A 25,162-nucleotide genomic window follows, 5' to 3' on the forward strand; every position below is an offset into this window, starting at 1 on the left:
TCTGTGCTATGCAGACGACATAAGCGGGTAATGATACCACCAGTACCTATTAATGTGGTCAACATTTCCAGTACCTTACTCACGATTCCTCAAATTGGGCCAGATTAAGCGTTAGCCCAACAATTCCCTCTTCGAGTTGGACGTCAACAGCGAACCCGAGTTTCCGGGCCAGGGCGACCATCCCACGATTGTTTGGCATCGTAATACCATTCAAACGTCTAAGTCCGTGATCTCGGGTATATGCAATTAATTTTTCCATCAACCGGCGACCCAGTCCAAGCCCTTTGAGATCTGAACGAACCAGCACGGCGAACTCGGCGTCAATGTTATCAGGATCTGAGATTGCTCGCGTTACGCCGAGGATCTCTTGCTGATTGTTTTTACAGCGTACCGCAACAAAGGCCATTTCCCGATCGTAGTCGATCTGCGTCATATTGGCTAAATCTTCGTGGGTAAATTCGTTGATCTCACTGAAATAGCGATAATAAAGATCTTCTTTTGTTACCTGAGAAATGAACTGCTGCAGATGAGGTTCATCCTCGGGCAAAATAGGGCGGAACAAGCAACGCTCGCCGTTCTTCAACTCCACCCATTCTTCAAGCTGATGGGGGTAGGGACGTATAGCCAGTCTGCTTTCGTTATCGCCCGTGAAAGGGGCAATGTCCAGCGTGACATCCAGCGCGGTAAATTCACCGGCGGAGGCCAACAGCGGATGAATATCCAGACGCTGAATTTCCGGACAATCGACGATCAGATTGGAGACCTGCACCAGAAGCTGACTTAACCCGGCGATATCCAATGGGCGTAATGCGCTGCGAGCGCGGATCTTTTTATTTTTGATCCCCTGGATCACCAGATAACGCGCCAGATTCATGTTCAATGGCGGCAACGCCACCACGGCCTGCTCTTCTGGTCGCCACTCAACTCCGCCTTCACCAAGCATAATCAACGGGCCAAATACCGGGTCGTGTTCAACGACAACGCGCAGCTCCTGAGCGCCAGCGCGATTCGCCATACTTTGTACTAATAAACCGTGAATGCGCGCCTGCGGCCAGGCCATTTTTACCCGATCAAAAATCGCATTGGCTGCCTGCTGCACCTCTGTTGCCGTTCGCAGGTAGAGCATTACCCCCTGAACTTCTGATTTATGCGGGATATCAGGAGAACGCAGCTTTAGCGCCACCGGGTAACCGATTTGCTCCGCGATGTGTACGGCTTCAGCGCTGTCGCTGGCGATCCACGTCGGCAGCGTGTGTAAGCCATAGGCTTGTAAAATCGGCTGCACTTCATGGGTATCCAGCGACGTTGCTCCTTCAGCAATCGCCTGCTGTAACAGATTATGCGCCTCGGCGGTGTTGGTGGTCAGGTAGTCGGGCAGCGCAGGGGTTTCCCGCAGTTGCTTCTGGTTACGCCGGTACTCCACCATATGCATAAACGCGGTGATGGTGCCTTCTGGCGTGCGGTAGGTAGGTAATCCGGCTTCGCTAAACAGTCTACGGGCTTCCTGGGAGGAAAACTCTCCGCACCAGTTGGTCAGCAACGAGACGAACTTACCGCGGGGATGACGTTTTACCGCTTCGATTAACGCTTGTGCGCTTTCTGTTCCCGGGGCGGCTGCGCTGGGTGAGTGAATCACCATCAGTGCGTCGAAATCCTGGCTGGCGAGCAAGATATCCAGCGTCTTAACGTAGTGTTCGCTGCTGGCGTCGTCACGCAGATCCAGCGGGTTGGCGATATCAATATGTTCAGGTAACGCATCGCGTAATTTCTGGCAGGTATCTTCACTCAATGTCGCCAACTTGCCATTTTTTGACCACAGCTCATCTAATGCCAGTGCGGCAGGCGCGGCCCCATTGCTGATGATCATCAGCCTGTCGCCGCGCAGTGGACGCATGTGGCTCAGGGTTTCTACCGCAGAGAAGAGCTCGTGAGTGTCTTGTACGCGTAATAAACCGGCGCGCTGGATAGCTGCGTCCCACGCAGGGTCCATCCCTGCACTGGTATGCAGTAAACGCTGTGCCGCCGGACTACGACCGCTCTTAATCACCAGAATGGGTTTATTGCGCGAGGCGCTACGGGCGGCGGAGACAAAGCGCCGGGCATCACTTAAATGTTCGAGATAAAGTAATATCGCGCTGGTTTTACTGTCGCGCGCCAGGTAATCCAGCAGTTCATCAACGTCGATATCAAGGCTGTCGCCCAGCGCGATAAACCAGGAAAAACCCATGTCGCGCTGTTGCGCCCAGTCCAGAATGGTGTTGGAAATCGCCGCTGACTGGGAAATAAATGCCAACTTACCGCGCTTGATGGGAACGGGAGAAAAGCTGGCGTTAAGCCCCTGCCAGGGCGCGAGAAGTCCCAGGCTGTTGGGGCCTAGCAGACGTATGTTGTAGCGTGCGGCGCAGGCCAACAATTCCAGGTGCTGCGATGCGGGAGCTGAAAGAATAATGCAGGTTTTACAGCCTTTCTCGCCAAGCGCTTCGAGTAATGCCAGGTTGCGGCTGGCATTGGTGCACAACACGGCAAGGTCTGGGCTAAAAGGCAGGCTGTTGATATTGGGCCAGGCCAGGACGCCCAACACCGCTTTCCATGCTGGCGTCACTGGTAAAACAGGTCCATTGAAACCGCCGGCAAGCAGGTTACGCATCATCAGGTAACCTGCGCGATTAGGCTTCATTGACGCCCCAATCACCGCAATGGATTTCGGTCGCAGTAGTGCTTCCAGACCACGCTGACTCATATCGGCTTCCTTAATGACACCAGTGACCGAATGATTTTAAACGCTTTCTGGCGAGTCTGCTGTGACGCTTCCCTGATGTTGAGTTTTTCCTGCCAGGTAGCGGGTTTTAAAGCGAGTGAAATGATCGCTCAACCCCTCCGCGGCTTGCGTATCGCCCGCCAGATCCAACAACGCGATGGCCACTTCGGCAGTACAGTATTGCCCTTCGGCGTGAATGCCACGCAGGTGGTAAGCGGAAAGTCGCGATAAATCAACGGAGATCACCGGCAGGTTATCAAGGTACGGGCTTTTGCGGAACATTTTACGCGCTTCAGGCCAGGTACCATCAAGCATGATAAACAACGGCGGTTTACCGGCTGGAGGCGCGAAAATCACTTCACGCTCTTCGCCCGCATAGGATGCCGGGAATACAACCATCGGCTGGTAATCCGGATTTTTCACCAGTTCGAGCAGCGCCTGCGGCGGTTCGGTGCGTGACCACTGAAAAGCCGTGGTATCGGGCAAAATATCGGCAATCAAACGTCCCGTGTTGCTGGGCTTCATCGGCTCGGTATCAAACATCACCAGACAAAAGCGGCTTTTGGCCTCAGACGGCACCAGCGTTGCGCACAAGCAGAGCTTCAGCGGCAGCAGGCAGCGCTGACAGCGGCGAATGCGATTACCTCGGGCAAGGAAAGGGCGCGTGGCGCGCGCGAGGCGCTCAGCGCGTAACTGAAGAACAGCGTTATCGGTCATGGGAGAACACGTTGAAAAACGCTATTGTCGCAGAGGTGAAAACGGGGCACAAGATGCGCCCCGTAGAGATTATAATGATTCGTTAAGCCAGCTATCAAACGGGGCTTTAGGTACGGCGCCATTAAGCATGTCGACGATTTCACCTTTTCTGAAGATCATAATGGTCGGGATGCTGCGGATACCGAAACGGGCGCTGAGTTCACGCTCGGCTTCTGTATTCACTTTAACAAAACGCACTTTACCGCTACGCTCTTCCGCGACATCTTCAAAAATCGGGGCGAAGTTACGGCATGGACCACACCAGGGGGCCCAAAAATCAACCACCACCGGGAGATCGTCTTTTAACAGTTTATCCAGTGTTTCACCGGTCGCATTGATCACCTCCCCATCAAACAGGTCGTGACCACAGCGTCCGCATTTAGCCGCTTCCTGGACACGATCGTCGGGGATGCGGTTGATAGCCTGGCAGCTGGTACAAACGGTATTCATAACTAACCTCTGGATGAGTGGAGTGGACTTCACGGCAGTAACGCCAGTATGTTTCTATTATGTTACATATTATCGGGGAGTCTGTTCTAAACAACAATGCGTTTTATTCAATGAGTACAATAGTCCTTAGCTTTTAAATGAAATAATGGCTAACGACGTGCACATCGGGTAATCTTCGCGCTTCGCGCAGAGCAGGTGGAGAAAAACATGAGCGACGAACTGAAGAATAAAAACGGCAAGGTCAAAGTGATGTACGTCCGCAGTGACGATGACTCGGACAAACGCACCCAAAATCCACGTACTGGTAAAGGCGGCGGTCGCCCCGGTACTTCCCGAGCCGAAGGCGGTCGTCGCCCTGCCCGTGATGACAGAAAGGGTCCGAACAGCGAACGTGAACGTGGTCGTGGCCGCGATGTAGAACGCGACCGTGGACGTGAAGATTCACCATGGCGTACCGTGTCCCGCGCACCGAATGATGATGCAGCAGACAAAGCCGATCACGGTGGTATCAGCGGCAAAAGCTTTATCGATCCTGAAGTATTACGTCGTCAGCGCGCGGAAGAAACCCGCGTTTACGGTGAGAATGCCTGTCAGGCTCTGTTCCAGAGTCGTCCGGACGCTATTGTTCGCGCCTGGTTTGTTCAGAGCGTAACCCCTCGCTTTAAAGAAGCATTACGCTGGATGGCGGCGAACCGCAAAGCCTACCACGTGGTTGACGAAGCCGAGCTGGCGAAAGCCTCCGGCACTGAACACCATGGCGGCGTCTGTTTCCTGATCAAAAAACGTAACGGTACCACTGTTAAGCAGTGGGTTGGTCAGGCCGGGGCGCAGGATTGCGTGCTGGCCCTGGAAGACATTGCTAACCCGCACAACCTGGGCGGCATGATGCGTAGCTGCGCGCACTTCGGTGTGAAAGGCGTGGTGGTACAGGATGCGGCGCTGTTGGAATCAGGTGCGGCTATCCGCACCGCTGAAGGCGGAGCTGAGCACGTTCAGCCGATCACCGGTGATAGTATTGTCGATGTGCTGGACGACTTCCGTAATGCGGGTTATACGGTAGTGATGACGTCAAGCGTGAAAGGCAAACCGCTGTTTACTACCACGTTGCCGGAAAAAATGGTGCTGGTATTAGGGCGTGAGCGCGAGGCTCTGCCAGAAGCAGCATGCTCAGCCGACGACCTGTGCGTGGCGATAGACGGTACGGGCAACGTAGAAACGCTCAACGTTTCTGTCGCGACCGGCGTGCTGCTCGCAGAGTGGTGGCGTCAGAACAAAGCCTGATAATAAAAATGCCAGCGATTCGCTGGCATTTTTTTACTCGCTTTCTGCGGGTAATACCGGCGTCCAGTCAATCGGCTTTTCACCTCGTTGTTCCAGCCACTCATTAGCCAGTACAAAGTGATTGCAGCCAAAGAAACCGCGATGCGCAGAGAGCGGTGATGGGTGCGGTGCTTTCAATACATGGTGACGCTGCGCATCAATAATCGCGCCTTTCTTTTGTGCGTGTGAACCCCAGAGCAGGAATACCACGCCTTCCCGATGTTGGTTAATCAGGCTGATGACTTTATCGGTAAATGTTTCCCATCCCAGACTGGCGTGCGAATGTGCCTGCCCGGCACGGACGGTAAGCACGGTGTTGAGTAACAGCACACCCTGGCGTGCCCAGCTTTCCAGATATCCGTGCGTTGGGCGTGTGAAGCCAGGAATCGTTGCTTCCAGCTCTTTGTACATGTTCAGCAACGAGGGCGGGGTGGCAATACCGGGGCGGACAGAAAACGCGAGACCGTGTGCCTGGCCCGGACCGTGGTAAGGATCCTGACCCAGGATGACGACTTTCACGTCGCCAAGTTCGGTAAAGCGAAAAGCGTTGAATACATCTTTTTGTGGCGGATAAATTGTCATACCTGACTGACGCTCGCCCGCCACAGTATGCAGCGTGTTAACAAAATAAGGCTGCTGTTTCTCTTCTGCCAGCACATCGTGCCAGGTTAATTCGGTGGCCATCTCGCTCTCCTGCGAATTTTCAATCCCCCTAGCTTAACTGCTTCTTTCGACGTCGCAAAATTCTGTACGTTTCTCAAGGGTCTACCCCTTAAAGATAGTTGAAAATTTATGTAAAAAGTTTAGCTGCGCATGTGGCGTAAGTTGATGTAAAACAATAAAATCCACCTATCACCACTTTTCATGTGTGGTTTTTATTGATTTAAATCAAAGATTCAAGGGTGTGTGAGGGGTATATATACACTCAAGCAACAATGGTTTTACCAATTGGCCGGATGACGGCCAACCGAGATCAAATAATTTTGCCGGGGAGGCATCAAATGATTACAGGTATCCAGATTACTAAAGCTGCAAACGACGACCTGCTGAACTCTTTCTGGCTGCTGGACAGCGAAAAAGGCGAAGCACGCTGCATCGTTGCGAAAGCAGGTTTCAATGCTGATGAAGTCGTTGCTGTCAGCAAACTGGGTGAAATCGAATACCGTGAAGTACCGGTAGACGTACAGCCGGAAGTCCGTGTGGAAGGTGGTCAGCACCTGAACGTGAACGTTCTGCGCCGCGAAACTCTGGAAGATGCAGTTAAGCATCCGGAAAAATATCCGCAGCTGACCATCCGTGTTTCTGGTTATGCCGTGCGTTTCAACTCTCTGACGCCAGAACAGCAGCGCGACGTTATTGCTCGTACCTTTACTGAGAGCCTGTAAGGCTCACGGGGAATAACCCCGTCTGCCAGAGAATCTGAAAGCGGAAGATGCCAACGTATCTTCCGCTTTTTTGTGCACAAAAAAAGCCGGGCTAAACGGCCCGGCATTCGGTTTACTCTTTGTCGGACTGCAGGGTAGCAGCTCCGCTCGGCTTACGGCGTTTGCCGATATTTTTGGCGTCGCGGTGACGTTTTTTCACCCGCGGTTTCTCTTTCTCTTTCGCTTTTTGCTCGGCGCGCTTCGCCAGCACTTTCTTGGATGGCTTACCGTTAGATTTCTCACTTGGCGCGCGCGTGGTTGGACGCAGTTCGTCGATGACGCGTGCTTTCAGTGGCTCGTCAATATAGCGGCTCGCTTTGCCGAGCAGCAGATGGTCGTGGGCTTCAACCAAAGAGATCGCAGTACCTTTACGGCCTGCACGACCGGTACGGCCAATGCGGTGCAGATAGGCATCGCCGCTGCGCGGCATGTCGAAGTTAAAGACGTGGCTGACGTCAGGAATATCGATCCCACGAGCGGCAACGTCGGTTGCTACCAGCACGTTCACACGACCATCGGTCAGGCGTTTGATCGCTTCATTACGTTTGTTCTGCACCATCTCGCCTTCGAGATAGCAGTTATTAATGCCCGCCTGGCGCAACCAGCCTGCCAGCTCGTGCACACGCTCGCGTTTACGTACAAAAACAATCGAGCGGGTCGCTTCCGGCTGTTTTAACAAATGGATCAGCAGGGCCGTTTTGTGCTCGATGTCATCGGCACGGTAGTAAAACTGATGAATCTTCTTGCGTTCGCGGGTAGACGGATCCGCCGAAACTTCAACCGGATCCTCCAGCAGACGCTCAGCAAAATCTTTAATCGCATCGCCTTCCAGCGTGGCGGAGAACAGCATAGTTTGCTTACGCCAGCGGGTTTCTCCAGCGATATGCTCGATGTCCTGGGCAAAGCCCATGTCCAACATGCGGTCTGCTTCATCGAGGATTAGTGTCTCAACCGCATGGCAGTCAAAGTTTTCTTCTTTAATGTACTGCAGCAGACGACCGGTAGTGGCGACCACGATGTCCTGGTTTTCGCTAAAGACTTCCATGTGGTTCATGTAAGCCACGCCGCCGGTAATCGTGGCGATATCCAGATGCGTATTCTTCGCCAATTCACGGGCGTGTTCGGCAACCTGCATCGCCAGTTCGCGCGTCGGTGTCAAAATCAAAATGCGCGGCGGGCCAGATTTCTTGCGCGGGAAGTCGAGCAGGTGCTGCAACGCTGGCAGCAAATATGCCGCCGTTTTACCGGTGCCTGTCGGCGCAGAACCGAGTACATCACGGCCATCGAGCGCAGGCGGAATGGCGGCAGCCTGAATGGCGGTCGGGCGAGTGAAACCTTTTTCCTGGAGGGCATCCAGAAGGCTTTCATCGAGTTCAAGTTCGGAAAAAGTCGTTACAGTCATGTTCTACCTCTGAGTGGGGCGCTGATTATAGACGTTACGGCTGCAATCTTCATCTGTTTGTATGGATATACCTTCTCAGGTATTGTTTTTATCCTATGTTATCGTTTTTTTTCCAGGAAGGTTGTTCTTCATGCCTCAGTCTACATCCGTACTTAGACGTAATGGATTTACTTTTAAGCAGTTTTTTGTGGCACACGATCGTTGTGCAATGAAAGTCGGAACGGACGGCATTTTATTGGGGGCCTGGGCCCCTGTTGCTGGCGTAAAGCGGATCCTGGATATTGGTACCGGGAGCGGCCTGTTGGCGCTGATGCTGGCCCAGCGCACAGATGAAAACGTCATCATTGACGCTGTGGAGCTTGATGTTGATGCCGCGCAGCAGGCGCAGGAGAACATCGCGCAATCCCCGTGGATGCATCGCGTGAACGTTCATACGGAAGATGTGCAGCAGTGGGTACCGCGCCAGACCGTGCGCTTTGATTTGATCATCAGCAACCCTCCCTATTATGAACAGGGAGTGGAATGTGCCACGCCGCAGCGCGAGCAGGCTCGCTACACCACCACGCTCGATCATCAACTATTGCTGACGCTGGCGGCAGACAGCATTACGGAAGAAGGTTTTTTCTGTGTGGTGCTGCCCGAACAGATTGGTAACGCATTTTCCCAGCAGGCACTGGGCATGGGCTGGCATCTGCGATTGCGCACGGATGTAGCAGAAACCGAGGCCCGACTACCGAATCGGGTACTGCTGGCATTCTCCCCGCAGGCCGGGGAGTGCTTTAGTGACAGGCTGGTGATCCGTGGGCCAGACCAACGTTACTCTGAAGGTTACACGGCGCTGACCCAGGCGTTTTATCTGTTCATGTGATGACTTAGCGGCGAGAGAATGGACGGGCCCGCCTCTGGAAGCTGTTCTGGATAATCCAGCGTATAGTGCAGGCCCCGACTCTCTTTACGCATCATCGCGCAGCGGACAATCAGCTCAGCAACCTGCACCAGATTGCGCAGTTCCAGCAAGTTGTTCGACACGCGGAAATGAGCGTAATACTCGTCGATTTCCTGTTGCAACATGGTGATACGGCGCAGGGCGCGCTCCAGACGTTTAGTTGTGCGCACGATACCGACGTAATCCCACATAAATAGCCGCAGCTCATGCCAGTTATGCTGAATCACAACCAGTTCATCCGGGTTTTCTACCCGGCTTTCATCCCAATCCGGGAGGGTGCTGACGCTGCGAGCATAAGGCATTCGCCTGTCGATATCTTCAGCCGCGGACCAGCCGTAAACCAGGCACTCCAGTAATGAGTTTGACGCCATCCGGTTGGCTCCATGCAGGCCGGTGTAACTCACTTCGCCGATCGCATACAGCCCGTCGACATCTGTACGGCCAAAGTCATCCACCATCACGCCGCCGCAGGTATAGTGCGCGGCAGGAACGATGGGAACCGGCTCTTTGGTCAAATCGATGCCCAGTCCCAGCAATTTTTCATAAATCATCGGGAAATGCTGACGAACAAATTCTTCCGGTTTATGGCTGATGTCGAGAAACATGCAGTCAGCGCCCAGGCGCTTCATTTCGTGGTCGATGGCGCGGGCAACAATATCGCGGGGAGCCAGTTCGCCACGCTCGTCAAAATCGGGCATAAAGCGCGAACCGTCCGGGCGTTTCAGATGTGCGCCTTCGCCACGCAGCGCCTCGGTTAGCAGAAAGTTGCGCGCCTGCGGATGATACAGCGCCGTCGGGTGAAACTGGTTAAATTCCAGGTTGGCGACACGGCATCCCGCACGCCAGGCCATCGCAATCCCGTCACCCGAGGAAATATCTGGATTGGTGGTGTATTGGTACACCTTTGACGCGCCGCCGGTGGCCAACACTACTGACTTGGCATGGCAGGTTTCTACGGCTTCTTTATTACGGTTCCAGATCCAGGCTCCGACAACCCGACGCGTTCCCGGCAGACCGATTTTATCGGAGACAATCAGATCGACGGCATTACTGCGCTCAAGAACCCGTATGTTGGGGTGATTTTGTGCCTGGCTGACGAGGGTGGTTTCGACTTCTTTACCGGTGGCATCCGCAGAGTGCAGAATGCGTCGATGGCTATGACCACCTTCACGGGTCAGGTGATAGCTCTCCTCACCGTTGGGCTGAACCTGCGTATCAAATAAGACGCCCTGATCGATAAGCCACTGAACGCAGGTGCGGGCATTGCTGGCGACAAATTCAACCGCATGGCGATCGCACAGGCCGGCCCCGGCAATCAGAGTATCTTCAACGTGGGAATCGATGCTGTCGGTTTCATCAAACACCGCGGCAATACCGCCCTGGGCATAAAATGTCGAACCTTCGCTGACCGGACCTTTGCTCAGGACAATAACCTGATGTTTTTCGGCCAGGCGCAGCGCCAGTGAGAGTCCGGCAGCCCCGCTGCCAATGATCAGCACGTCACAGGATAATTCAGGAGTCGTATTCATGATTTTTGTTTAATTTACTAAACAGTGTTTGGTCACCATAGCACCACATTGCGCGATACTGCACGTTTTATTTTTAAATGTGTTGCAGTGACTAAACATGAAAAAAAAGCATGACGAGGACGAAATGAGCAAAAATATTTTGTGAAGCAGGCCGTTAGCACCAGATTATGTGATGAAATAAAGTGGCCGTTGGGTTACTCTGCAAGCGGTGAAATGGGCATTTCTAAACAGATAGTGCGTCGATCGGATTATGTAGACTTATAATGAGAGATAAGACCTGTCTACAACATGACAAACAAAAAACAATGCGTAACGGAACTTTACGAAACTTGAGCACTCTAAGCATTTGCTTGCTCATAGTGAAGCTGATGGAGTGGCGTTTCGAAGGCGCGTGGAAATTTGGTTTGGGGAGACTTTACCTCGGATGAGCGAGCAGTTAACGGACCAGGTCCTGGTAGAACGGGTCCAGAAGGGAGATCAGAAAGCCTTTAACCTACTGGTAGTGCGCTATCAGCATAAGGTGGCGAGTCTGGTTTCTCGCTATGTACCGTCGGGCGATGTACCCGATGTAGTACAAGAAGCATTTATCAAGGCCTATCGTGCGCTGGACTCGTTCCGGGGAGATAGTGCTTTTTATACCTGGCTGTATCGTATTGCAGTCAATACAGCGAAGAATTACCTGGTCGCTCAGGGGCGTCGTCCACCTTCCAGTGATATTGATGCGATTGAAGCAGAAAATTACGAAAGTGGCGGTGCGCTGAAAGAAATTTCGAACCCTGAGAACTTAATGTTGTCAGAAGAACTGAGACAGATAGTTTTCCGGACTATTGAGTCCCTCCCGGAAGATTTACGCATGGCAATAACCTTGCGGGAGCTGGATGGCCTGAGCTATGAAGAGATAGCCGCTATCATGGATTGTCCGGTAGGTACGGTGCGTTCACGTATCTTCCGAGCGAGGGAAGCTATTGATAATAAAGTTCAACCGCTTATCAGGCGTTGACGATAGCGGGATACTGGAAAAGGTATTAGGCATGCAGAAAGAAAAACTTTCCGCTTTAATGGATGGCGAAACGCTGGATACTGAGTTACTCAAAGAGCTGACTCAGGACCCGGAAATGCAAAAAACCTGGGAGAGTTATCACCTTATTCGCGATTCCATGCGAGGTGATACCGCCGACGTTCTCCATTTCGATATTTCCGCCCGCGTAATGGCTGCCATCCAGGATGAGCCAGTACGTCAGACGGTGCCATTGATTCCTGAGGCCCAGCCAGCACCGCACCAGTGGCAGAAAATGCCATTCTGGAAGAAAATGCGTCCGTGGGCCGCGCAGCTTACCCAAATGGGTGTGGCCGCGTGTGTATCACTTGCAGTTATTGTTGGCGTCCAGCACTATAATGGGCAATCTGAAACGTCCCAGCAGCCCGAAACGCCGGTATTTAATACATTACCGATGATGGGTAAAGCCAGTCCGGTAAGCTTGGGTGTACCCTCTGACGCGACGGCCAGCGGCGGTCAGCAACAGCAGGTACAGGAGCAGCGTCGTCGTATTAATGCCATGTTGCAGGACTACGAACTGCAACGTCGACTGCACTCTGAACAGCTTCAGTTTGAGCAGGCCCAAACACAGCAAGCCGCTGTGCAGGTGCCAGGAATTCAAACTTTAGGAACGCAATCGCAGTAATGAAGCAACTTTGGTTTGCCATGTCACTTGTGGCTGGTAGCCTGTTTTTCTCTGTAAACGCCTCGGCCAATCCTGCGTCCGGGGCGTTGTTGCAGCAGATGAATCTGGCCAGCCAGTCGCTAACCTATGAGCTGTCATTTGTCAGCATCAATAAGCAGGGTGTTGAATCCCTACGTTATCGCCATGCCCGCCTGGATAACCGTCCGCTAGCGCAACTGTTGCAAATGGATGGACCGCGCCGGGAAGTGGTGCAGCGTGGCAATGAAATCAGCTATTTTGAGCCTGGTCTCGAACCGTTCACGCTGAACGGCGACTATATCGTTGACTCTCTGCCCTCTCTGATTTACACCGACTTCAAACGTCTTGCTCCCTACTATGACTTTATCTCAGTAGGTCGCACCCGCATTGCCGATCGGCTCTGTGAAGTGATCCGCGTAGTCGCCCGTGACGGTACGCGTTACAGCTATATCGTCTGGATGGACACGGAGACTAAGCTGCCGATGCGCGTCGATCTTCTCGACCGTGATGGTGAGACGCTGGAACAGTTCCGTGTTATCGCGTTTACCGTAAACAACGGCGTTAGCGATAGCATGCAGGCGCTGGCGAAAGCCAATCTACCGCCGTTGCTGTCAGTTCCTGCTGGCGAGAAAACCAACTTCAACTGGAGTCCGTCGTGGTTGCCGCAAGGCTTCAGCGAAGTTTCCAGCAGTCGACGTCCGCTGCCGACGATGGATAACATGCCGATCGAATCGCGCCTATATTCTGATGGCCTGTTCAGTTTCTCCGTGAACGTAAACCGTGCGATGCAAAACAGCGCCGATCAGCTGTTGCGAACCGGGCGTAGAACGGTTAGCACCAGCGTGCGTGATAACGCAGAAATTACGATTGTGGGCGAGCTTCCACCGCAAACGGCGAAGCGTATCGCGGACAATATTAAGTTCAGGGCTGCACAATGATTAAAGAGTGGGCGACAGTCGTCTCCTGGCAAAATGGTCTGGCGACGGTCAGCTGTGATGTTAAAGCATCATGTAGCAGCTGTGCTTCCCGGGCCGGATGCGGGAGCCGCGTGCTGAACAAACTTGGGCCGCAGACCACGCATACCATCGTGGTGCCCAGCGACGAACCCTTAGCGCCCGGTCAAAAAGTTGAACTGGGTATTGCCGAGGGTAGCCTGCTGGGTTCAGCGATGTTGGTCTACATGTCTCCGTTGGCGGGGCTCTTTCTCTTCGCGGCGCTATTCCAGGTGCTGTTTGGTTCCGACCTTGCGGCATTAAGCGGTGCCGTGCTGGGGGGCGTGGGTGGATTCCTGATTGCCCGTGGATACTCTCGTAAGCTTGCTGAGCGCGAAGCCTGGCAGCCGGTCATTCTGAACGTTGCTCTCCCACCCGATCTCATTCGCGTCGAAACCCAACAGTGATAGCTTTGCCTGATGGCGCTTGTGTCGCCATCCGGCAAAAGTTTCACCGACTTTGCAAAGTTGTTTCCAGTTCCCGCTATCCTTGCTCTATGAACATTTCCTCGCCTCAGCGTTGTAGTGTAGAATGCGGCGTTTCACTTAAACAGACGTTAAGCTCAGATCAGCGACTTCTCAGAGCCTGCTCATGCGGGCGTAAGGCACAATAATTACACTATATGAAGAACATACGTAACTTTTCAATCATAGCTCACATCGACCACGGTAAATCGACGCTGTCTGACCGTATTATCCAGATCTGCGGTGGCCTGTCTGACCGTGAAATGGAAGCGCAGGTTCTCGACTCGATGGATCTTGAGCGTGAGCGCGGTATTACTATCAAAGCGCAGAGCGTGACGCTCGATTTCAAAGCATCTGATGGTGAAACCTATCAGCTTAACTTTATCGACACCCCGGGCCACGTTGACTTCTCGTATGAAGTTTCCCGCTCGCTTGCCGCCTGTGAAGGCGCATTGCTGGTGGTTGATGCCGGACAGGGCGTCGAAGCACAGACCCTGGCTAACTGCTATACCGCCATGGAAATGGATCTGGAAGTGGTGCCGGTACTGAACAAAATTGACCTGCCAGCCGCCGATCCTGAACGTGTGGCGGAAGAGATCGAAGATATCGTCGGTATCGATGCGACGGATGCCGTTCGCTGTTCGGCGAAAACCGGCGTTGGCGTCACTGACGTTCTTGAACGTCTGGTGCGCGACATTCCGCCGCCGGAAGGCGACCCGGAAGGTCCGTTACAGGCGCTGATCATCGACTCCTGGTTCGATAACTACCTGGGCGTCGTATCACTGGTGCGTATTAAAAACGGCACCATGCGTAAAGGCGACAAAATTAAAGTGATGAGCACCGGTCAGGTCTATAACGCTGACCGTCTGGGTATCTTCACGCCAAAACAGGTTGACCGTACCGAGCTGAAATGCGGCGAGGTGGGTTGGTTGGTTTGTGCGATTAAAGACATCCTGGGCGCACCGGTTGGCGATACCCTGACGCAGGCGCGTAACCCGGCGGACAAGCCGCTGCCAGGCTTTAAAAAAGTGAAGCCGCAGGTTTACGCCGGTCTGTTCCCGGTGAGCTCTGACGACTACGAAAACTTCCGTGACGCGCTCGGCAAGCTGAGCCTCAACGATGCCTCCCTGTTCTATGAACCGGAAAGCTCAACCGCGCTGGGCTTCGGCTTCCGCTGTGGCTTCCTCGGTCTGCTGCACATGGAGATCATTCAGGAACGTCTGGAACGTGAATACGATCTGGATCTGATCACTACCGCGCCGACCGTAGTCTACGAAGTCGAAACCACGGCGAAAGAGACGATCTACGTCGATAGCCCGTCCAAGCTGCCGCCGTTGAACAACATTTACGAACTGCGTGAGCCGATTGCTGAGTGTCATATGCTGCTGCCGCAGGCTTACCTCGGTAACGTCATCACGCTGTGTATCGAGAAGCGCGGCGTACAGACCAACATGGTTTACCACGGTAACCAGGTGGCGCTGACCTATGAAATTCCGATGGCGGAAGTGGTACTCGACTTCTTCGACCGTCTGAAGTCAACTTCTCGCGGCTATGCGTCGCTGGACTATAACTTCAAACGTTTCCAGGCGTCTGACATGGTGCGCGTTGATGTTCTCATCAACAACGAACGTGTCGATGCGCTGGCGCTGATTACCCACCGCGACAACTCCCAGAGCCGTGGTCGTGAACTGGTCGAGAAGATGAAAGATCTGATCCCTCGCCAGCAGTTTGATATCGCGATCCAGGCGGCCATTGGTACGCACATCATCGCGCGTTCAACGGTTAAGCAACTGCGTAAAAACGTTCTGGCGAAATGCTACGGTGGCGATATCAGCCGTAAGAAAAAGCTGCTGCAAAAACAGAAAGAGGGTAAAAAGCGCATGAAGCAGATCGGTAACGTCGAACTGCCACAGGAAGCCTTCCTCGCCATTCTGCATGTCGGTAAAGACAGCAAATAATCTTAAGGAGTTGGCATGGCGAACATGTTTGCCCTGATTCTGGTGATTGCCACACTGGTGACGGGCATTTTATGGTGCGTAGATAAATTCATCTTCGCGCCTAAACGCCGGGAGCGTCAGGCAGCAGCGCAAGCTGCTGCAGGTGATTCACTGGATAAAGCAACGCTGAAAAAAGTGGCCCCTAAGCCAGGCTGGCTGGAAACCGGGGCATCCGTTTTCCCGGTTTTAGCTATTGTGCTGGTGGTGCGTTCATTTATTTATGAGCCGTTCCAGATCCCGTCTGGTTCGATGATGCCGACACTGCTTATCGGTGACTTTATCCTGGTGGAGAAATTTGCCTACGGGATTAAAGATCCGATTTACCAGAAAACGCTGATCGAAACCGGCCATCCGAAACGCGGTGATATCGTGGTGTTTAAATACCCGGAAGATCCGCGTCTGGACTACATCAAACGTGCTGTCGGTTTACCGGGAGACAAAGTGACGTACGATCCGGTGGCGAAAGAGGTAACTATTCAGCCAGGATGCAGTTCCGGTCAGGCGTGTGAAAACGCGCTGCCGGTAACGTACTCTGATGTTCAGCCAAGTGATTTTGTGCAGACATTTGCGCGTCGTAACGGCGGTGAAGCGACCAGCGGCTTCTTTGAGGTTCCGCTGGATGAAACGAAAGATAACGGTATTCGCCTCTCCGAGCGTAAAGAAACGCTGGGTGAGGTAACGCACCGCATTCTGACCGTGCCAATCGCGCAGGATCAGGTGGGGATGTATTACCGCCAGCCAGGTCAGCAGTTGGCAACCTGGATCGTCCCGCCGGGACACTACTTTATGATGGGTGATAACCGTGACAACAGCGCGGACAGCCGTTACTGGGGATTTGTGCCGGAAGCGAATCTGGTTGGTAAAGCAACCGCTATCTGGATGAGTTTCGATAAGCAAGAAGGCGAATGGCCGACCGGTGTGCGCTTAAGCCGTATTGGTGGCATTCACTAATCGCTGATAATCGTTCACGTTGTCGTCATTATGGCGACAGCGTGAATTATTTCTCGGATAAATTCCCGCAGACTAACGACATCCCTTGTCGTTGTGTATAGAATATTCCCCCGAAGTTTGAGGTTGGCACCGACAGGTTGCCACGGCACACGAAACAGCGTTGGTTTGTGTATAAATGCATTCAGCCGAAGCGGGATGGCTAAGCGAAATGCGTATATCAGGTCTGTTTCGTGTGCTGAATTGTTGACGCATTCATTTATTGGTATCGCATGAACCCCATCGTAATTAATCGGCTTCAACGGAAGCTGGGCTACACTTTTAATCATCAGGAGCTGTTGCAGCAGGCATTAACTCACCGTAGCGCCAGCAGCAAACATAACGAGCGTTTAGAATTTTTAGGCGACTCTATTCTGAGCTTTGTTATCGCTAATGCGCTGTATCACCGTTTTCCGCGTGTGGATGAAGGTGATATGAGTCGCATGCGCGCGACGCTGGTTCGCGGCAATACGCTGGCTGAATTAGCCCGTGAGTTTGACCTCGGTGAATGTTTACGTTTGGGGCCAGGCGAGCTGAAAAGCGGCGGTTTCCGTCGTGAATCGATCCTGGCAGATACCGTTGAAGCTTTGATCGGCGGCGTCTTCCTCGACAGCGATATTCAAACCGTTGAACAACTGATCCTGAACTGGTATCAGACTCGTCTGGATGAAATTAGCCCAGGCGATAAACAAAAAGATCCGAAAACGCGCCTTCAGGAATATTTGCAGGGTCGCCACCTGCCGCTACCGTCCTATCTGGTGGTGCAGGTTCGTGGTGAAGCACACGATCAAGAATTTACTATCCACTGCCAGGTCAGCGGCCTGAGTGAACCGGTGGTTGGCACAGGTTCGAGCCGTCGTAAGGCTGAGCAGGCTGCCGCCGAACAGGCGTTGAAAAAACTGGAGCTGGAATGAGCGAAGAGAAAACTTACTGCGGATTTATTGCCATCGTCGGTCGCCCGAACGTCGGCAAATCCACCCTGTTGAATAATCTGCTTGGGCAGAAGATTTCCATAACCTCACGTAAGGCTCAGACAACACGTCACCGTATTGTTGGCATCCATACCGAAGGTGCGTATCAGGCGATTTATGTTGATACCCCGGGCCTGCATATGGAAGAAAAACGGGCGATCAACCGCCTGATGAACAAAGCGGCAAGCAGCTCGATTGGTGATGTTGAACTGGTTATTTTCGTTGTGGAAGGCACCCGCTGGACGCCGGACGACGAAATGGTGCTCAACAAGCTGCGCGACGGTAAAGCCCCGGTTATTCTGGCTGTGAACAAAGTCGACAACGTTCAGGAAAAAGCCGATTTACTGCCGCACCTGCAGTTTCTGGCAAGCCAGATGAACTTCCTTGATATTGTCCCGATTTCTGCCGAAACCGGCCTGAATGTTGATACCGTTGCGGGCATCGTGCGTAAGCACCTGCCGGAAGCCATTCATCACTTCCCGGAAGATTACATCACCGACCGTTCTCAGCGCTTTATGGCGTCTGAAATCATCCGTGAAAAGCTGATGCGTTTTCTGGGGGCTGAACTGCCGTACTCCGTTACCGTGGAGATTGAACGTTTTATCTCTAACGAACGCGGTGGTTACGATATTAACGGGCTGATCCTCGTTGAACGTGAAGGGCAGAAGAAGATGGTTATTGGCAACAAAGGGGCCAAAATTAAAACCATCGGCATCGAAGCTCGTAAAGACATGCAGGAGATGTTCGAAGCGCCCGTTCACCTCGAGCTGTGGGTGAAAGTGAAATCCGGCTGGGCCGATGACGAGCGCGCGCTGCGTAGCCTCGGTTACGGCGACGACGTCTAATTTTTCATAGGTTATGGCTTTCGAGGTGCAGGAAGGCGGCAAGACCGCAGATCCTCGGGAGCTTACTCAAGTGAGTGACTGGGGTGAGTGGGCGCAGCCAACACACCTGCAGCTTGAAAGACGGCGGGTATGATGGAAGGATGGCAACGCGCTTTTGTCCTGCATAGCCGCCCGTGGAGCGAAACCAGTCTCGTGCTGGACGTCTTCACGGAAGAATCGGGTCGTGTGCGCCTGGTGGCTAAAGGCGCGCGCTCCAAACGTTCTAATCTCAAAGGCGCGCTCCAGCCTTTTACTCCATTGTTGCTTCGCTTTGGTGGACGTGGTGAGGTCAAAACCTTACGCAGTGCCGAAGCCGTTTCTCTGGCTCTCCCCCTTAGCGGTATCACACTGTACAGCGGCTTGTATATCAACGAGCTTATCTCTCGTGTACTTGAGTATGAGACCCGCTTTTCTGAACTCTTTTTCGACTACCTCAACTGTATTCAGGCGCTGGCTGGCGCGACGGGTTCGCCAGAGCCTGCGCTGCGTCGCTTTGAGCTGGCCTTACTTGGACATCTGGGGTACGGCGTCGATTTTACCCACTGTGCGGGTAGTGGCGAGCCGGTGGACGACACCATGACCTATCGTTACCGGGAAGAAAAAGGGTTTATCGCAAGCGTAGTGGTTGATAACGCCACCTTTACCGGACGCCATCTGAAAGCACTCGAATCGCGGGAATTTCCGGATGCTGATACGCTTCGCGCCGCGAAACGCTTTACCCGCATGGCGTTAAAGCCGTATCTTGGTGGTAAGCCGTTAAAAAGCCGGGAACTGTTCCGGCAATTTATGCCAAAACGCGCAGTAAAAACAAAAAATGATTAACGAGGATGGATTGCCATGGCCGAATTACTGTTAGGCGTCAACATTGACCACATTGCCACTTTACGTAATGCACGCGGCACCGCATACCCTGACCCGGTTCAGGCGGCGTTTATCGTTGAGCAGGCGGGCGCAGACGGCATTACCGTGCACCTGCGTGAAGACCGTCGCCATATTACCGATCGCGACGTGCGCATTTTGCGCCAGACGCTGGATACGCGTATGAATCTGGAAATGGCGGTAACCGAAGAGATGCTGGCGATTGCCGTTGAGACTAAGCCGCATTTTTGCTGCCTGGTGCCGGAAAAACGTCAGGAAGTGACGACTGAAGGTGGCCTGGACGTCGCCGGTCAGCGTGACAAGATGCGTGATGCCTGCAAACGCCTGGCGGACGCAGGCATTCTGGTTTCGCTGTTTATCGATGCTGATGACGAACAGATTAAGGCCGCTGCTGAAGTCGGCGCGCCGTACATCGAAATTCACACCGGCTGTTACGCCGATGCGAAAACCGACGCTGAACAGGCCAGCGAACTGGCGCGTATCGCCAAAGCGGCGACCTTTGCTGCCAGCCTTGGCCTGAAGGTTAATGCGGGTCACGGCCTGACGTACCATAACGTTAAAGCCATCGCGCGGATCCCGGAAATGCACGAGTTGAACATTGGCCATGCCATTATCGGCCGCGCGGTGATGAGCGGTCTGAAAGATGCAGTAGTCGAAATGAAGCGCCTGATGCTGGAAGCGCGTGGCTAATGGCGATTCTGGGATTAGGTACGGATATCGTGGAGATTGCCCGCATCGAAGCGGTGATCTCCCGTTCCGGCGACCGTCTGGCAAGACGCGTGCTCAGCGACAACGAATGGGCAATCTGGGAGACGCATCAGCAACCGGTGCGCTTTCTGGCGAAGCGTTTTGCGGTCAAAGAGGCGGCAGCAAAAGCCTTTGGTACCGGTATTCGCAACGGTCTGGCGTTTAATCAGTTTGAAGTCTTTAACGACGAACTCGGTAAGCCGCGTCTGCGGTTATGGGGGGAGGCGTTAAAACTGGCGGAAAAACTCGGTGTCGCACATATGCATGTGACGCTGGCCGATGAGCGTCACTACGCCTGCGCCACGGTGATTATCGAGAGCTAACGTTTCATCGGCCTGATAAGCATAGCGTCATCAGGCAACGTTACAGCTTATCGGCGTGGTGCATCAGTACAAACTTATCCCATAGCTGCTCTTCCGTTTCGACATGTGCCGGATCTTTCAAAATAGTATTGGGGATCGGGCACACCTTCTGACAGGTTGGTGTGTCGTAATGGCCTACGCATTCCGTACACTTGTCGCTGTTAATCTCGTAAATGCTGTCACCCATCGAAATCGCCTCATTCGGGCATTCGGGCTCGCACATATCGCAATTGATACAGCGTTTAGTAATTAGTAATGACATTTCAATGAATTACCGTTAAATCATTTTAAAATCAGTAAGTTAAAAAGTTTCTCTATCACTCTCTATTATTTACTTACTGTATGTTGATACAGTGTATTTAACCCTGATAAACTCAGTCCAGTAACACAAAGCCGCAACACATTGCATTTTGTCCCGCTGAAAAGACCTGCATGTGTGAGCTTGTTTTCTGTGCCTTCGCAGATAAGGATTGAGAATGCCGCGCACTGTAACACATAAACCGGATAGCCCCAATAATGACGATGTTTTAGCCGCGTCTGAAAAGTGGGATGCCTGTAAACCCCCCTATACCAGCGCACACATGAAAATCTGTGTTGCTGCCGCCAAAATTATCCTCTCCGCTTCTGGCGTCGCCCGTCGTTCCAAATACGAAAAAGAAAATTATCTCCGTATTGATTTTAGTAAAGCAGGTAAGGTGACATTTTACGCTGAGTTCCCTAAAAAGATGGGGCTGAAAGGTAAAAAACTTGGCGAATGGCCGGAACTCGCAATTCAAATAGCCAGAGAGAAAGCATCAGAAATGGCAGAGGGTGGGTTACGTGCTGAATCTGTCCACGCAGCTTTGGAAATGTACCGTGAAGACCTTAAAGCAAAAGTAGACAGGCAGAAGTTGAGTCCTGATAGCTTCACTACCTATGGGGTACGTATCGACAGAATCAAAGCAACGTTCGGAGAGCGTGAAGTATTCAGTGATGTGACTTACAGTCGGCTGGTGGATGTTCTGGATGAGTGGATCGCAACACGTTCCAATAATAACGCGCTAGAATTATTTGGTGAGCTTCGTCGGTTCTGGAAATTTTGTGCTCCTACACTTTGCAATGGGCGTAACATTGCCGCCAGTTTGCCAGATGATTATGTTTCTTCTCGTGTGCAGAAACCAACCCCAACGCGACTATTTACGGATATTGAATCAATCGCCCGCCTTTGGCTCAATGTGGCTGCCTGCACCTCTATACACCAGAAAAATGCCGTTAGATTCATGATTATTACTGGCGTTCGCCCGATAAACATTAATAACTTGCGCTGGGATTACGTCAACGAGGATGCAGATGAAATCGTTTATCCAGAAGGCGTGATCGGTATGCGCGGGGCGATGAAAACACAAAAGGCTTTCCGCCTGCCGATAACGCCAGAGATCAGGAGGATTATCGACGAGCAGAAAGCCTGGCGCGATTCAGTTCCTGAGTGCAATAAAGATTATGTGTTCTTGCAGCCGCGCGACCCTATGCAGGCATTTTCAAAACGATCTCTGGATAAACTGGTTAAAACATACAGCCCGGAAGGGGCGGTAAAAGGGATGAAGCACGACGGGACAATTAAAGGGAAGGAGGGGGCGTTTAATACGATGTGCCGTAAATTCCTTAAGAGCAATGTTATTGCCCTGATGAAGGAAAGAGGCTACTCCCGATCAGATAGAAGGGAAGTAAGCCTCCTGTGCCTTCACCATTCCAGCAAGTCAGATGACCCGATGGCAGAACACTACGACTTTTCAGATGAGATTTTGCAGGAAGAGATTGCGTTAAAGCGCGAGGCATTTGAGGCTCACGAGCGGAGCATACTCGCGCAGGTTGCACTGCTAAGACGACGGGGTTAATACTGGCTCCGGCATTTCTGGATAAAAGCCTCTACATTACGGCGCTCATAGCGAACGACTTTAGCGCTGAATTTTACAGGGGCTAATGTAGAACGGTGCCGGTGTTCTGTATTCCATTTACATAATGTTTTTTGCGTAATCCCTAATTTCTGGCATACCTCGTCCGGAGTGAGGAGATCATCAGGTTGTTCAGTCATGTTATTCCTCACTGTTATCGATGGTGATGATGAGCCGCTTCCAGATAGCTGAGACATACTTAGCCTGATGTTTTGCATCGGCTAGGGCATTATGCATGTCACCTTCAAACGGTATGTCCCGGCGTGGGTTGATTCCTATTTTCCTTCCTAATTCGACGATAGTTCGGACATCACGATCATTCCAGAATTTCCACATGCAGGGGATTAATTCACGGTCATAGCTGGCACGGAGGATTACATTGTCAAATGTAGCGCCATTACCCCAGACCTGAACTTTATCAATGTCAGAGTTATCAAGAATAAATGTATTCAGCTTTATCAGGACGGCTGAAATCGTTATCGCATCCTTATCGCAAATAGCCATCCGAGCTTCTTCGCTTTGCTGCATCCACCAAATTATTGTTTCTGGGTCAGGAACGGCACCTCCAGCAATCGCGCTTTTCAGGCTAACAACCCGGTAAAATTCAGAGCCCAGTTCACCAGTGGATGGATCAAAAAACACAGCACCAATAGAGACGATAGGAGCATTTGGTTTATTCCCCATAGTTTCAAGGTCGATCATTAAATTGTTCACGTTATATATTCTCCTGCTGCGGTGCTGCTGCCTGCTCAGCTGCCATAGCTGCATCGATTTGTTCGCGTAATTTTGTCGCGTGATAATCGTCTTCTTCATCCGTGATGGTCTGAGACCAGAAAATGCTATGGCTTCCGTAAGCCATAGGCTCACGAACATCAACGGTTTTCGATACCAGCCAGTCCATGCGGCTTACGTCATCCGGAATCACCGGAGAGTTGACCATGTCGAGATGTTGCTCGGTATGGTTTCCAGACTGAAGCATGGCGGCACGGCAGGCTATCCACGCCTCCCATCGTGCCTGTGTAGCTTCATCAGCGTAACCAATACCGTATTTGTGCAGGTTAAATCCATGTTCTGACTCACGCTCAGAAGCTTCGAATCGAAGGCGTAATGTATCTAAATCAGTTAGCATCACTTTTCTCCTTTGGCTGCTCGGTCTATGCGTTCAATTTCAGCCAGAATAAGTGCACCTGCTTTCACAAGGTCACGACGAGCCCCAGATTGCTTCCACCATTCAGGATCCCACGGCCAATGCGCAGGCGTTGAGAAGCCTTGATTGTGTGCGTTAATCGCATAGCAAGCTGCCGCATCTGCCAGCTCACTATTTTGATAGGCGTCGTCATGCTCAGAAGTCCATCCCTCGATGGACATTTGTCTTTGGCGTTCAGATGCCACATCCAGAATTGCAGGATTGAATGACACAGGCTCCGCTTCGAGCGATGCCAGCGCGATTTCAAACGCCTGTAGAGTATTGCTGTCAGTGATTACTACCGCCTTGATTGCAGAAATCTGACTCTGCAGCCATTCTTTGGTAATAGTGCTCATGATGTCGCTCCTTTCCCGGATGCGGCTGCGCGATTAGCATTCTCCAGACGACCCAGCAATGTGCGTATTTCATGCTGCTGAAATGCTATCGTGGCGTCCTTGGCTTCCAGCTCATACAGCAGCGCCAGCACGGCTGCCGGGTTTGCGGCGGCGATGAATGCCGAATCAACTTTAAGGCAGTGTTGGGCAACCGCTTTTGCACCAACTTTTACTTCATATCCTCTCGCGCCTTTGTGTGGCTTATACGACTCCCATTTACCCCATGAAGCTATGTTTGCGGCATTAGCTGCTTCACGCAGCGCCTGTTTGTTGAGTGCTTTCATTGGGCTGCCTCCTGATTTAGTTTCTCTCCACATTCACGGCAATACTTGTCCCATGAATCAGCTTTACGATGCTGGCACTTAGCTGTATCCCAACCGCAAATAGCACATAGGCCAGATGTCTTTCCGTCATAGGTTCTTCCGCCGTCATGCTTACAATAAGACTGGAATCGATGCTCAAGCTCTTCATAGCTCGGTTTGGTTAGCTTGCTCATAGCGCGGCTCCTTTGCGAAGTTGGGCGGCGAAAGCATTGGCGAAACGCTGTAAATCTGCTGTTACCATCACTTTGTAGCTGTCATCTCCAAACTCATTCATCAGTTGATCAGCTTCAGCGGCCATCATCTCCACACCCTGCGCCCGCACTTCAGCCAGGAAAGCGTCGTAAGCAGGTATCTGCAATACAGCCAGTGAGCGAATCATCTTCTGCACTTCTGGTGGGCATTGTTCGTAATGGTCGTCGGTGATAAATACCGCTTCATTGTGAATTTTATCTACAGCACTTAATTCCGCCGCCAGCTCCCTGCACTTGCTCTCTGCGTTAGCGAGCTGTACTGCCATGTCTGTGAGTTGCAGTTCCAGATTGTGAATAGTCGCGTCTGCTGCACGGAACTCGCGTTGGGACTCGGATAGATTTGATTCGAATTCACTGAATTTACGCACCAGATACTGCGCATTACTCTCGTTAACTTTCATGTCGCCGGGCAGACATTTGCCACGGAGAAAACCTTCCATTTCGTAACCATTCATGACGTTTTCTCCTGACAGGCTTTTCTGACCAGTTCAATCCACAGCGGAGTTAG

29 protein-coding genes are annotated in these 25,162 nt (G+C 52.3%); 16 read left to right on the top strand and 13 right to left on the bottom strand.

Going from position 1 to position 25,162, the window contains the following annotated elements; all coding sequences use genetic code 11:
- Nucleotides 1-79 precede the first annotated feature (79 nt).
- The 3 genes from pat to trxC form a co-directional block, all read right to left on the bottom strand.
- Nucleotides 80-2,740: a protein lysine acetyltransferase gene (gene pat, locus HV345_RS06290; protein ID WP_016157179.1), complete on the bottom strand. Its 2,661-nt coding sequence runs from the start codon at nucleotides 2,738-2,740 to the stop codon at nucleotides 80-82.
- Between the two features lie 36 nt (nucleotides 2,741-2,776).
- A complete protein-coding gene (tapT, locus tag HV345_RS06295) occupies nucleotides 2,777-3,475 on the bottom strand; it encodes a tRNA-uridine aminocarboxypropyltransferase (protein ID WP_019077411.1) in 699 nt (232 codons plus the stop codon).
- Nucleotides 3,476-3,544: 69 nt separating this feature from the next.
- On the bottom strand, nucleotides 3,545-3,964 hold the full coding sequence (gene trxC, locus HV345_RS06300) for a thioredoxin TrxC (RefSeq protein ID WP_003037559.1): 420 nt from the start codon (nucleotides 3,962-3,964) through the stop codon (nucleotides 3,545-3,547).
- A 207-nt stretch (nucleotides 3,965-4,171) separates the two neighbouring features.
- Between trxC and HV345_RS06305 the strand changes: the two genes are divergently transcribed.
- The gene (locus tag HV345_RS06305) at nucleotides 4,172-5,245 is read left to right on the top strand and encodes a tRNA/rRNA methyltransferase (protein ID WP_181636386.1); all 1,074 of its coding nucleotides are present in this window, start codon (nucleotides 4,172-4,174) and stop codon (nucleotides 5,243-5,245) included.
- 33 nt (nucleotides 5,246-5,278) lie between these two features.
- Here HV345_RS06305 and ung read toward each other — a convergent pair whose 3' ends face one another.
- Nucleotides 5,279-5,968 carry a uracil-DNA glycosylase gene (gene ung, locus HV345_RS06310; protein WP_016154055.1) on the bottom strand — a complete coding sequence of 230 codons (690 nt, stop codon included), beginning with the start codon at nucleotides 5,966-5,968 and terminating at the stop codon, nucleotides 5,279-5,281.
- A 317-nt stretch (nucleotides 5,969-6,285) separates the two neighbouring features.
- Between ung and grcA the strand changes: the two genes are divergently transcribed.
- Nucleotides 6,286-6,669, top strand: coding sequence for an autonomous glycyl radical cofactor GrcA (gene grcA, locus HV345_RS06315; RefSeq protein ID WP_003037563.1), 384 nt, complete (start codon nucleotides 6,286-6,288; stop codon nucleotides 6,667-6,669).
- A gap of 112 nt (nucleotides 6,670-6,781) precedes the next feature.
- Here grcA and srmB read toward each other — a convergent pair whose 3' ends face one another.
- Nucleotides 6,782-8,110, bottom strand: a complete 1,329-nt coding sequence (srmB, locus tag HV345_RS06320) for an ATP-dependent RNA helicase SrmB (RefSeq protein ID WP_181636387.1) — start codon at nucleotides 8,108-8,110, stop codon at nucleotides 6,782-6,784.
- Nucleotides 8,111-8,240: 130 nt separating this feature from the next.
- Between srmB and trmN the strand changes: the two genes are divergently transcribed.
- Entirely contained in the window at nucleotides 8,241-8,978 is a 738-nt protein-coding gene (gene trmN / locus HV345_RS06325; protein WP_181636388.1) for a tRNA(1)(Val) (adenine(37)-N(6))-methyltransferase TrmN, read from the top strand.
- On the opposite strand, the gene nadB is transcribed toward trmN, so the two are convergent.
- Nucleotides 8,963-10,585 carry an L-aspartate oxidase gene (gene nadB / locus HV345_RS06330; protein ID WP_047358259.1) on the bottom strand — a complete coding sequence of 541 codons (1,623 nt, stop codon included), beginning with the start codon at nucleotides 10,583-10,585 and terminating at the stop codon, nucleotides 8,963-8,965. The two genes, trmN and nadB, sit on opposite strands and share 16 nt — an antisense overlap.
- 305 nt (nucleotides 10,586-10,890) lie before the next feature.
- On the opposite strand from nadB, the gene rseD reads away from it, so the two are divergent.
- The 12 genes from rseD to acpS all read left to right on the top strand — a co-directional run bounded on the left by rseD (nucleotide 10,891) and on the right by acpS (nucleotide 20,529).
- Complete coding sequence (gene rseD / locus HV345_RS06335; protein WP_223306697.1) at nucleotides 10,891-11,013, top strand: rpoE leader peptide RseD; 123 nt, start codon at nucleotides 10,891-10,893, stop codon at nucleotides 11,011-11,013.
- Complete coding sequence (gene rpoE, locus HV345_RS06340) at nucleotides 11,010-11,585, top strand: RNA polymerase sigma factor RpoE (protein WP_003037573.1); 576 nt, start codon at nucleotides 11,010-11,012, stop codon at nucleotides 11,583-11,585. The genes rseD and rpoE overlap by 4 nt, the downstream gene beginning before the upstream one ends.
- Nucleotides 11,586-11,616: 31 nt before the next feature.
- A complete protein-coding gene (gene rseA, locus HV345_RS06345) occupies nucleotides 11,617-12,267 on the top strand; it encodes an anti-sigma-E factor RseA (RefSeq protein WP_019077408.1) in 651 nt (216 codons plus the stop codon).
- Nucleotides 12,267-13,223: a sigma-E factor regulatory protein RseB gene (gene rseB / locus HV345_RS06350; RefSeq protein WP_016154050.1), complete on the top strand. Its 957-nt coding sequence runs from the start codon at nucleotides 12,267-12,269 to the stop codon at nucleotides 13,221-13,223. Before rseA ends, rseB begins: the two co-directional genes overlap by 1 nt.
- On the top strand, nucleotides 13,220-13,684 hold the full coding sequence (gene rseC / locus HV345_RS06355; protein WP_016157173.1) for a SoxR-reducing system protein RseC: 465 nt from the start codon (nucleotides 13,220-13,222) through the stop codon (nucleotides 13,682-13,684). Before rseB ends, rseC begins: the two co-directional genes overlap by 4 nt.
- Before the next feature lie 215 nt (nucleotides 13,685-13,899).
- A complete protein-coding gene (gene lepA / locus HV345_RS06360) occupies nucleotides 13,900-15,699 on the top strand; it encodes a translation elongation factor 4 (RefSeq protein ID WP_003037577.1) in 1,800 nt (599 codons plus the stop codon).
- Between the two features lie 15 nt (nucleotides 15,700-15,714).
- The gene (gene lepB, locus HV345_RS06365; protein ID WP_181636389.1) at nucleotides 15,715-16,689 is read left to right on the top strand and encodes a signal peptidase I; all 975 of its coding nucleotides are present in this window, start codon (nucleotides 15,715-15,717) and stop codon (nucleotides 16,687-16,689) included.
- A gap of 269 nt (nucleotides 16,690-16,958) precedes the next feature.
- On the top strand, nucleotides 16,959-17,639 hold the full coding sequence (gene rnc, locus HV345_RS06370; RefSeq protein WP_003037579.1) for a ribonuclease III: 681 nt from the start codon (nucleotides 16,959-16,961) through the stop codon (nucleotides 17,637-17,639).
- On the top strand, nucleotides 17,636-18,541 hold the full coding sequence (gene era / locus HV345_RS06375; RefSeq protein ID WP_003037581.1) for a GTPase Era: 906 nt from the start codon (nucleotides 17,636-17,638) through the stop codon (nucleotides 18,539-18,541). Before rnc ends, era begins: the two co-directional genes overlap by 4 nt.
- 132 nt (nucleotides 18,542-18,673) lie before the next feature.
- Nucleotides 18,674-19,402, top strand: a complete 729-nt coding sequence (recO, locus tag HV345_RS06380) for a DNA repair protein RecO (protein WP_181636689.1) — start codon at nucleotides 18,674-18,676, stop codon at nucleotides 19,400-19,402.
- 15 nt (nucleotides 19,403-19,417) lie between these two features.
- On the top strand, nucleotides 19,418-20,149 hold the full coding sequence (pdxJ, locus tag HV345_RS06385; protein WP_016157172.1) for a pyridoxine 5'-phosphate synthase: 732 nt from the start codon (nucleotides 19,418-19,420) through the stop codon (nucleotides 20,147-20,149).
- On the top strand, nucleotides 20,149-20,529 hold the full coding sequence (gene acpS / locus HV345_RS06390; RefSeq protein ID WP_003037588.1) for a holo-ACP synthase: 381 nt from the start codon (nucleotides 20,149-20,151) through the stop codon (nucleotides 20,527-20,529). The genes pdxJ and acpS overlap by 1 nt, the downstream gene beginning before the upstream one ends.
- Before the next feature lie 40 nt (nucleotides 20,530-20,569).
- Here the strand turns inward: acpS and HV345_RS06395 are convergent, their stop codons facing one another.
- On the bottom strand, nucleotides 20,570-20,830 hold the full coding sequence (locus HV345_RS06395) for a YfhL family 4Fe-4S dicluster ferredoxin (RefSeq protein WP_086529513.1): 261 nt from the start codon (nucleotides 20,828-20,830) through the stop codon (nucleotides 20,570-20,572).
- A gap of 214 nt (nucleotides 20,831-21,044) precedes the next feature.
- Between HV345_RS06395 and HV345_RS06400 the strand changes: the two genes are divergently transcribed.
- Nucleotides 21,045-22,442 carry a recombinase gene (locus HV345_RS06400; protein WP_181636390.1) on the top strand — a complete coding sequence of 466 codons (1,398 nt, stop codon included), beginning with the start codon at nucleotides 21,045-21,047 and terminating at the stop codon, nucleotides 22,440-22,442.
- Nucleotides 22,443-22,640: 198 nt separating this feature from the next.
- Here the strand turns inward: HV345_RS06400 and HV345_RS06405 are convergent, their stop codons facing one another.
- Genes HV345_RS06405 through HV345_RS26205 form a run of 6 tightly spaced genes read right to left on the bottom strand, consistent with a single transcriptional unit; the run spans nucleotide 22,641 to nucleotide 25,109 of the window.
- The gene (locus tag HV345_RS06405; protein WP_181636391.1) at nucleotides 22,641-23,213 is read right to left on the bottom strand and encodes a 3'-5' exonuclease; all 573 of its coding nucleotides are present in this window, start codon (nucleotides 23,211-23,213) and stop codon (nucleotides 22,641-22,643) included.
- Nucleotide 23,214: 1 nt separating this feature from the next.
- The gene (locus HV345_RS26360) at nucleotides 23,215-23,628 is read right to left on the bottom strand and encodes a hypothetical protein (protein WP_255467596.1); all 414 of its coding nucleotides are present in this window, start codon (nucleotides 23,626-23,628) and stop codon (nucleotides 23,215-23,217) included.
- Complete coding sequence (locus HV345_RS06415) at nucleotides 23,628-24,041, bottom strand: hypothetical protein (RefSeq protein WP_255467597.1); 414 nt, start codon at nucleotides 24,039-24,041, stop codon at nucleotides 23,628-23,630. Before HV345_RS06415 ends, HV345_RS26360 begins: the two co-directional genes overlap by 1 nt.
- On the bottom strand, nucleotides 24,038-24,364 hold the full coding sequence (locus HV345_RS06420; protein ID WP_255467598.1) for an ead/Ea22-like family protein: 327 nt from the start codon (nucleotides 24,362-24,364) through the stop codon (nucleotides 24,038-24,040). Before HV345_RS06420 ends, HV345_RS06415 begins: the two co-directional genes overlap by 4 nt.
- Complete coding sequence (locus HV345_RS06425) at nucleotides 24,361-24,576, bottom strand: hypothetical protein (protein WP_109018170.1); 216 nt, start codon at nucleotides 24,574-24,576, stop codon at nucleotides 24,361-24,363. The genes HV345_RS06420 and HV345_RS06425 overlap by 4 nt, the downstream gene beginning before the upstream one ends.
- Entirely contained in the window at nucleotides 24,573-25,109 is a 537-nt protein-coding gene (locus HV345_RS26205) for a hypothetical protein (protein ID WP_233607962.1), read from the bottom strand. The genes HV345_RS06425 and HV345_RS26205 overlap by 4 nt, the downstream gene beginning before the upstream one ends.
- Between the last annotated feature and the right edge of the window lie 53 nt (nucleotides 25,110-25,162).

It is taken from the genome of Citrobacter sp. RHBSTW-00986 (genome assembly GCF_013783065.1).
Classification (GTDB): Bacteria; Pseudomonadota; Gammaproteobacteria; order Enterobacterales; family Enterobacteriaceae; genus Citrobacter; species Citrobacter braakii.

What these genes read in the sequence shown, in the direction of transcription:
- lepB (WP_181636389.1), top strand. Translation starts at nt 15,715, where the DNA reads ATGGCGAACATGTTTGCCCTGATTCTGGTGATTGCCACACTGGTGACG.
- HV345_RS06420 (WP_255467598.1), bottom strand. Translation starts at nt 24,364, where the DNA reads ATGAAAGCACTCAACAAACAGGCGCTGCGTGAAGCAGCTAATGCCGCA.
- HV345_RS06395 (WP_086529513.1), bottom strand. Translation starts at nt 20,830, where the DNA reads ATGTCATTACTAATTACTAAACGCTGTATCAATTGCGATATGTGCGAG.
- rpoE (WP_003037573.1), top strand. Translation starts at nt 11,010, where the DNA reads ATGAGCGAGCAGTTAACGGACCAGGTCCTGGTAGAACGGGTCCAGAAG.
- HV345_RS06425 (WP_109018170.1), bottom strand. Translation starts at nt 24,576, where the DNA reads ATGAGCAAGCTAACCAAACCGAGCTATGAAGAGCTTGAGCATCGATTC.
- rseA (WP_019077408.1), top strand. Translation starts at nt 11,617, where the DNA reads ATGCAGAAAGAAAAACTTTCCGCTTTAATGGATGGCGAAACGCTGGAT.
- recO (WP_181636689.1), top strand. Translation starts at nt 18,674, where the DNA reads ATGGAAGGATGGCAACGCGCTTTTGTCCTGCATAGCCGCCCGTGGAGC.
- ung (WP_016154055.1), bottom strand. Translation starts at nt 5,968, where the DNA reads ATGGCCACCGAATTAACCTGGCACGATGTGCTGGCAGAAGAGAAACAG.
- pdxJ (WP_016157172.1), top strand. Translation starts at nt 19,418, where the DNA reads ATGGCCGAATTACTGTTAGGCGTCAACATTGACCACATTGCCACTTTA.
- rseD (WP_223306697.1), top strand. Translation starts at nt 10,891, where the DNA reads ATGCGTAACGGAACTTTACGAAACTTGAGCACTCTAAGCATTTGCTTG.
- nadB (WP_047358259.1), bottom strand. Translation starts at nt 10,585, where the DNA reads ATGAATACGACTCCTGAATTATCCTGTGACGTGCTGATCATTGGCAGC.
- grcA (WP_003037563.1), top strand. Translation starts at nt 6,286, where the DNA reads ATGATTACAGGTATCCAGATTACTAAAGCTGCAAACGACGACCTGCTG.
- HV345_RS26360 (WP_255467596.1), bottom strand. Translation starts at nt 23,628, where the DNA reads ATGCTAACTGATTTAGATACATTACGCCTTCGATTCGAAGCTTCTGAG.
- pat (WP_016157179.1), bottom strand. Translation starts at nt 2,740, where the DNA reads ATGAGTCAGCGTGGTCTGGAAGCACTACTGCGACCGAAATCCATTGCG.
- HV345_RS26205 (WP_233607962.1), bottom strand. Translation starts at nt 25,109, where the DNA reads ATGAATGGTTACGAAATGGAAGGTTTTCTCCGTGGCAAATGTCTGCCC.
- rseB (WP_016154050.1), top strand. Translation starts at nt 12,267, where the DNA reads ATGAAGCAACTTTGGTTTGCCATGTCACTTGTGGCTGGTAGCCTGTTT.
- HV345_RS06415 (WP_255467597.1), bottom strand. Translation starts at nt 24,041, where the DNA reads ATGAGCACTATTACCAAAGAATGGCTGCAGAGTCAGATTTCTGCAATC.
- rseC (WP_016157173.1), top strand. Translation starts at nt 13,220, where the DNA reads ATGATTAAAGAGTGGGCGACAGTCGTCTCCTGGCAAAATGGTCTGGCG.
- trxC (WP_003037559.1), bottom strand. Translation starts at nt 3,964, where the DNA reads ATGAATACCGTTTGTACCAGCTGCCAGGCTATCAACCGCATCCCCGAC.
- HV345_RS06400 (WP_181636390.1), top strand. Translation starts at nt 21,045, where the DNA reads ATGCCGCGCACTGTAACACATAAACCGGATAGCCCCAATAATGACGAT.
- srmB (WP_181636387.1), bottom strand. Translation starts at nt 8,110, where the DNA reads ATGACTGTAACGACTTTTTCCGAACTTGAACTCGATGAAAGCCTTCTG.
- tapT (WP_019077411.1), bottom strand. Translation starts at nt 3,475, where the DNA reads ATGACCGATAACGCTGTTCTTCAGTTACGCGCTGAGCGCCTCGCGCGC.
- era (WP_003037581.1), top strand. Translation starts at nt 17,636, where the DNA reads ATGAGCGAAGAGAAAACTTACTGCGGATTTATTGCCATCGTCGGTCGC.
- acpS (WP_003037588.1), top strand. Translation starts at nt 20,149, where the DNA reads ATGGCGATTCTGGGATTAGGTACGGATATCGTGGAGATTGCCCGCATC.
- trmN (WP_181636388.1), top strand. Translation starts at nt 8,241, where the DNA reads ATGCCTCAGTCTACATCCGTACTTAGACGTAATGGATTTACTTTTAAG.
- lepA (WP_003037577.1), top strand. Translation starts at nt 13,900, where the DNA reads ATGAAGAACATACGTAACTTTTCAATCATAGCTCACATCGACCACGGT.
- rnc (WP_003037579.1), top strand. Translation starts at nt 16,959, where the DNA reads ATGAACCCCATCGTAATTAATCGGCTTCAACGGAAGCTGGGCTACACT.
- HV345_RS06305 (WP_181636386.1), top strand. Translation starts at nt 4,172, where the DNA reads ATGAGCGACGAACTGAAGAATAAAAACGGCAAGGTCAAAGTGATGTAC.